The organism is Vibrio sp. 10N.222.47.A9 (assembly GCF_963872585.1).
Classification (GTDB): domain Bacteria; phylum Pseudomonadota; class Gammaproteobacteria; order Enterobacterales; family Vibrionaceae; genus Vibrio; species Vibrio splendidus.
Window position 1 is genome coordinate 187,836 of sequence record NZ_CAWNBB010000030.1, and the last position, 6,000, is coordinate 193,835.

The following is a 6,000-nucleotide window of genomic DNA, read 5'->3' on the forward strand; positions in this document are numbered from 1 at the left end:
TTACCTCGACGTTATTTGCGAAGTTGTTAGGTGACTAAGTTGTCAGGCGGTTAGTTAATTTAGCAATTAGATAGTTCAAAACAGAATTTATTATCTTTATAACCATCCATCATAATAAGCCCTATAAATAACGGATTATAGAATAAGGTCTTATTATGAAAATTGCCCTCATCATTGCGGTTTTACTGCAGATAGGCCAAGCGGTCACTTCGTCAGGGTTGACTCGCTCGTTGGCTGAACTCACCGCATTTGTGTTGGTTGTGGTACTTGTTTTAATGAAAAGAGAGAGCAAGAAGAGTGATAAGCCCCTGTTTGATTTGTGATTGTTGCAACAAAGAATATCGTTACCACAAACGATAAAGGCAAAGCCCATTGGAGCTTTGCCTTTTTGTTTTGTTGCTCGCTAATCTGAGTGTCTAGGTAACCGAACAACCAGTTAAAGCGTTTCTTTGCGAACTAAGCAAGAGTTAACCACGCCAAAGAACCCGTCGAAATCATCGTCCACATCGTAATACCAAACATCAATGGCTTCGGCCCTGCTGCTTTTAACTTCTCTACAGAAATACCACAGCCAATTAAGAACAGACACACAACCAACGCGCGTTTGGACACATCAAAGATCCCTTGGTAGACCATCTCAAATTGTGGCAGCAAGTCACTGATAGCAATGGCGGCGCAGTAGAAGAAAATGAAGTAAGGAATCGTAATCTTCTTTTGATCGTTCTTGAAGATCATCGCGCTGACTAAAGCGATTGGGATGATCCAAAGTGCACGAGCGAGCTTCAATGTTGTCGCTGTCGTCAGTGCTTCTTCACCATAAGCCGAAGCTGCACCTACCACAGAAGATGTATCGTGAATCGCAATGGCGGCCCAAGTACCAAATGTTTGTTGGCTTAACTCAAGCGCGTGGCCAATCATCGGGAATAAGAATAGAGCTACCGAGTTCAACACAAATACCGTAGCTAGCGCCAAGCCAATCTGTTCATCGTCCGCTTTAATCGCAGGTGCCACAGCTGCTATCGCGCTACCACCACAAATAGCGGTACCTGAAGAGATTAGGTAACCCGTGGTGCGATCCAATCCCATTCGTTTGGCTAAGAACCAACCAATGACTAACGTACCAATGATGGTCGTGACAATTAAACCAATACCGTCGCCTGTTACCGCCAATGCTTTTTCAAACTGAATGCCAAAGCCTAAGCCGACAATCGAGTAGGCCAGTAACTTCTTTGTGAGTTTGCCTACTTCTAGATGCTCAGGGACTAAACCTAAACTAGCAAGCAGGAAGCCAATAACCAGGGCTGTCGGTGAGCTTACCCAAGGTGTTAAGCAAAACAGTGCAGCAAGATAAAATGGAGCAGACTTTTTTAGGTTCATTGTATTTAGAGTCTTGTTGTATTGTCGCGTTATTGTAATGAGACCACTATACGTTCAATAAAATGATAAGTAAGTCTAAATGAATTGAACAAACGTTAAGGAAAACTTAACGCTTGTTCAGCCGATATGAATAAAGGGCTGGTTAGCTAGCGTAGTGTTCCGCGAAGGTCTGAGACTGACTGTCGAAGAGTTTTGCATGAGGCATCTTTAGCGAGTATTGGCTTGCCAGCTTCTATTTCTAACTTGGTCCAGAAGCGGGTTGGTAACCCTTTGCAAGCACTGCCTTTATAACGACTGAAGTAGCTGCCCCATAGGCCTTTGAGAGCCATTGGAATGACAGACACAGGAGAATGTTTGATAATCAGCTCCATACCACGCATGAACTCTGCGACTTCACCATCAGAGGTTAGCTTTCCTTCTGGAAAAATACACACGATGTGGCCTTCATGCAGAGCGCGTTCTACTTCTTTAAAAGCATTTCGAATAGAGCTACGGTTGGTTGCGGAGATTGGAATAACCCCAGCTCTTTTCAAGAAACGTCGAATAGGCGGCAACTTGGTGTAATCTTCTTCCATCACAAAGCGGATCAAGCGAGGGCAAACGGCGCTCAGCAATAATGCATCCATATAACTCACATGGTTGCAGATGATCAATGCGCCGCCTTTTTCTGGCAGGTGATGTAAATTTTTATGTTTAACTCGGTACATGGTGTGAGTGACCACCCACGTAAAGAAACGGAAAGCGTAAATAGGCACCTGATAAAACAGATACAGCATAACCAAAGTGTTTCCTATCGCGAGCAGTACAAACAGTTGTGGAATTGAAAGCTCCAGAATACTAAGGCAAACAATACCTAAAACAGCGCTCCCGACCATGAATAGCGAGTTGTAGATATTGAGCCCGGCGATTACTTGAGCTCGCTCATTTGGCTTTGCCCGTAGCTGCATTAGAGAGTAAAGCGGAACAATAAAAATACCACCAGAGATCCCCAGTAGTAGAAGATAAGCAAACAGCGGCCATAGTTCTGAATACGTCACAAACTGATGGAAAGAGTTAAAGTCAGGCAAAGACTCTGGAATGGATATCGCCATCAACAGGCCGAAGATCGAAATACCCAGGCTGCCCATTGGCACGATGCCGATTTCAATGCGGTGATTAGATAACTTATCGCAAGCCAACGAGCCAATCGCAATGCCTACCGAGAACAATGCCAACAAAAACGCGACAGCGCTTTCAGTACCGTTTAGGTAAACCTTGGTGAAGTTGGGAAACTGAGTGAGGTAAGCTGCACCGAGGAACCAGAACCAGCTGATCGACATCAGTGCTTGAAAGGTTGGGCGGTCTTTTTTTGCAATAGCGAGTGTTGCGCGGGTTAGCTTTACTGGCTGCCACTTTACTTTCAGATCTGGTGCGTTACTTGGCGCTTCTGGGATAAAGCAACTTGATACATAGCCGAGTACGGCGAAAGAAACAATACACACAGCAGCAATGAGTTTTGCGCTTTCTTCTGACGCAATAATACCAGCACCTAGAGTACCGATTAGGATGGCTAAGAATGTGCCTGTTTCAACCAAAGCATTTCCGGACACAAGCTCTTTGGTTTCTAACTGTTGCGGAAGTAGGGCGTACTTAACGGGGCCAAAGAAGGCACTTTGTGTCCCCATCAAAAACAAAAGCAGTAGTAATATTTCGTAGCTTTCGTAGATAAATCCGACCGCACCCAGTGACATTATCACCACTTCAAGAAGCTTAACTTTACGGATAAACCATGATTTTTCGTATTTGTCTGCCAGCACACCAGCCAAAGCAGAAAACAGGAAGAAGGGCAGAATAAAAAGGCCAGCGGCCAAATTAATAAATAAATTGCTGGAAATAGGTAGCGTGTCTACGCTTGCGAAAGCAACAAACAGTAACAGAACATTTTTGAATATGTTGTCATTAAAGGCTCCCAGAAATTGGGTAATAAAATAGGGTAGGAACCTTTTTTGCGTTAACAGCGAAGATTGGCTGCTGTTGTTCATTGTCTTTCCTTGGATGATTACCAGTTGGTTAAGTAGTTTGAGACTAGGTTATTGATCAACTCTTTACCATCGATAGGCTCAGAGGCGAAAAATTTATCATCAACGCTAAGTAGAGTAATTCCATGTACTCCAGACCATAATACACGGCTGGCTTTAACGACTTCGCTTTCAGTATGTTCAGGAGCAATCGCGATTAATAGTTGCTCTAGCATACCTGTCATTCTATCGATACGGTTCGATTGCCATTCAGGAAGGTTTTCACCGTTCATGTTGTGCTCAAAGATAAGCTGCCAACGGTGAGGGTGTTTTTGTGCAAAATCGTGGTAGCAGTAGGCAAGGTTGAATAGAGCTTGCTGAGGATTGCTCGATTGTTCAACTGCTACAGCAGATTCTGACGCCAGTTCATCTAATGTTTGAGCAACAACATGCAATAGCAATAGGTTGTAGTTGCCAAATACATTCACCAAGGTACTTGGAACATAACCAATCATATTGGCGATTTTACGCAGACTTAGCTCGTGATAAGAGTGCTCTTCTAAGAAGTCGGTCACCGTTTTTAAGGTTAATTGCACTAATTGTTCGCGAGTATGATCGTTTCGTCTTGCCATGGGTACTTTCTATTAAATGAACATCGTTCAATATTTTAATGCTGCCCCAGAGTGCCGTCAATCCCTTCGCTAGTTTAGTAATCAATTAATAGCCGCAATATTATGATACATGTGTAAACGCCGTGAATATTTCATTGTTCTTTGTTAACGAGTATGATTAAGGTGTCGAAAGATAAAAAACCTATAAAGGATAATAATGAAACGATTTTTCTCACTAGTCGCGATCCTGTTGGTAACAGTCGCGGTGACGCCAATCGCGGAAGCGAAAAAGTTTGGTGGTGGTAAGTCATTTGGCAAAAGCTTTAAAACGGCTCCAGCACCAAAACAACAAAACACGAATTCGATCCGTCAAGATCAAACGGGTAAGAACACAGCAGCTAACTCTAGCAAGAAAGGCCTTATGGGCGGTCTGCTAGGTGGTTTACTTGCTGGTGGTCTTTTAGCTGCATTCTTTGGTGGCGCATTTGAAGGTATCCAGTTCATGGATATTCTGATTATGGGTCTGATTGCTTTCCTAGCGTTTAAATTCCTACGCGGAATGTTGGGTGCGAAGCAGGGCTCAATGAATCAGCAGAATGCACGTGGTCAACAGCCAGCATTCGGCGGCATGGGTCAGAACAAGTTTGAACAACCTAAGCAACAGCCAAATGTTCATAACTTCGAGCAAGCACAACCTCAATCACAAGGCGCTGCTGGTGGTTTCGGTTTTGGTGCACAAAGCGATGTTCCACATAACTACCCACCGGGCTTTGATCAAGCGGCATTCATCAACGGTTCTCGTGAGCACTACCGTACACTGCAAGGTGCATGGAATCACAACGAGCTAAATACGATTGAAGAATACGTATCTCCAAGCCTATTTGAAGACCTAAAAGCTGAGCGTAATAAGCTAGACGGTGATCAGCACACAGACGTAATGTACGTTGATGCTGAAATCGTTCGTGCAGACCACGATGTTAGCAAAGCACAGCTAAGCCTTCAGTTCAGCGGTCGTTACCGTGATACAGCGGATGGTGTTGAAGAAGATATCACTGATATCTGGCACCTAGAGCGTGACCTAACAACTGACAATGCACCTTGGTTAATTGTTGGTATTCAAGGCTAATTCCAATATTTAACTCAACATCAATAGGATGTAGTTATTCGGAATGACACCAAATAATTGAAAGCCCCTGCTGAGAAATCAGCAGGGGCTTTTCTGTTTGCTAATGATATGCATCTGTAAGTTGCTGCTGGGAAATTGGCTTTGAGCTTTTTTTGGGGAGGGGGAGAGTTTTAGGTTCACGGAGCAATACCAATATGACGAAACATGTGGAACAGACAAGTAACATGAGTAGAGGAAGAGTGTCATCACGACAAATATTAAGAGGTGTATCTTATTCAAAGATTGGATTAGCCTAACTAACTAACTAACTAACTAACTAACTAACTAACTAATTTTATTCGGATTTTATGAATAATGACAAAGTTCTTTGAACCCGTATTGGAGCCTGAGATTAGTTTGCAGCAGAAACAGATAATTGCATGAATGCGAAGTATATGTATCGACCAATTGTTTAGGCAGCGCTGCTTATCTGGTTTGTGATCGTCATGCTGAAGTATGGGATCACTGATGTTTGAATGGGCTAGTTCGCTTAGTCTTTTTTGCTGTAGTGTGGGTTGGCGTTTAGTTCGTTAGGGCCGTGTTTAGAAAGATAGGTTCAGCAAGATACGTTTAGAAAGATATAAAGCTCGGAAACGAAAAAAGCCAACTCAATGAGTTGGCTTTTCGATTATCCAATTAAGGAGAATATGGTGGAGGGAGACGGATTCGAACCATCGAAGGCAGTGCCGGCAGATTTACAGTCTGCTCCCTTTGGCCACTCGGGAACCCCTCCAGGGTGTGTCTTACTCTTCACAAAGTAAGCCTAAATTGATGTTTTCCCATAAGCCCATCAACTAGGTTGTTCTCTTAACTCTCAAAAGAGGTAAGAAGAATATGGTGGAGGGAGACG

Annotated in this window: 5 protein-coding genes and 1 tRNA gene; 2 read left to right on the forward strand and 4 right to left on the reverse strand. The window is 43.5% G+C overall.

What is annotated here, in order from left to right; genetic code table 11:
• The first annotated feature begins 155 nt into the window (after positions 1–155).
• Positions 156–323: a hypothetical protein gene (locus tag AACT19_RS09180; protein WP_004736103.1), complete on the forward strand. Its 168-nt coding sequence runs from the start codon at positions 156–158 to the stop codon at positions 321–323.
• Positions 324–456: 133 nt separating this feature from the next.
• Here the strand turns inward: AACT19_RS09180 and AACT19_RS09185 are convergent, their stop codons facing one another.
• The 3 genes from AACT19_RS09185 to AACT19_RS09195 all read right to left on the reverse strand — a co-directional run bounded on the left by AACT19_RS09185 (position 457) and on the right by AACT19_RS09195 (position 4,006).
• Positions 457–1,377, reverse strand: coding sequence for a YeiH family protein (locus AACT19_RS09185; protein WP_004736106.1), 921 nt, complete (start codon positions 1,375–1,377; stop codon positions 457–459).
• Positions 1,378–1,523: 146 nt separating this feature from the next.
• Positions 1,524–3,398, reverse strand: coding sequence for an MFS transporter (locus AACT19_RS09190; RefSeq protein WP_076646039.1), 1,875 nt, complete (start codon positions 3,396–3,398; stop codon positions 1,524–1,526).
• A gap of 17 nt (positions 3,399–3,415) precedes the next feature.
• Entirely contained in the window at positions 3,416–4,006 is a 591-nt protein-coding gene (locus tag AACT19_RS09195; protein ID WP_004736110.1) for a TetR/AcrR family transcriptional regulator, read from the reverse strand.
• A gap of 196 nt (positions 4,007–4,202) precedes the next feature.
• On the opposite strand from AACT19_RS09195, the gene AACT19_RS09200 reads away from it, so the two are divergent.
• On the forward strand, positions 4,203–5,111 hold the full coding sequence (locus AACT19_RS09200) for a Tim44 domain-containing protein (protein WP_076646040.1): 909 nt from the start codon (positions 4,203–4,205) through the stop codon (positions 5,109–5,111).
• 687 nt (positions 5,112–5,798) lie between these two features.
• Here AACT19_RS09200 and AACT19_RS09205 read toward each other — a convergent pair.
• Positions 5,799–5,883: transfer RNA gene (locus AACT19_RS09205), tRNA-Tyr, on the reverse strand.
• Positions 5,884–6,000 lie beyond the last annotated feature (117 nt).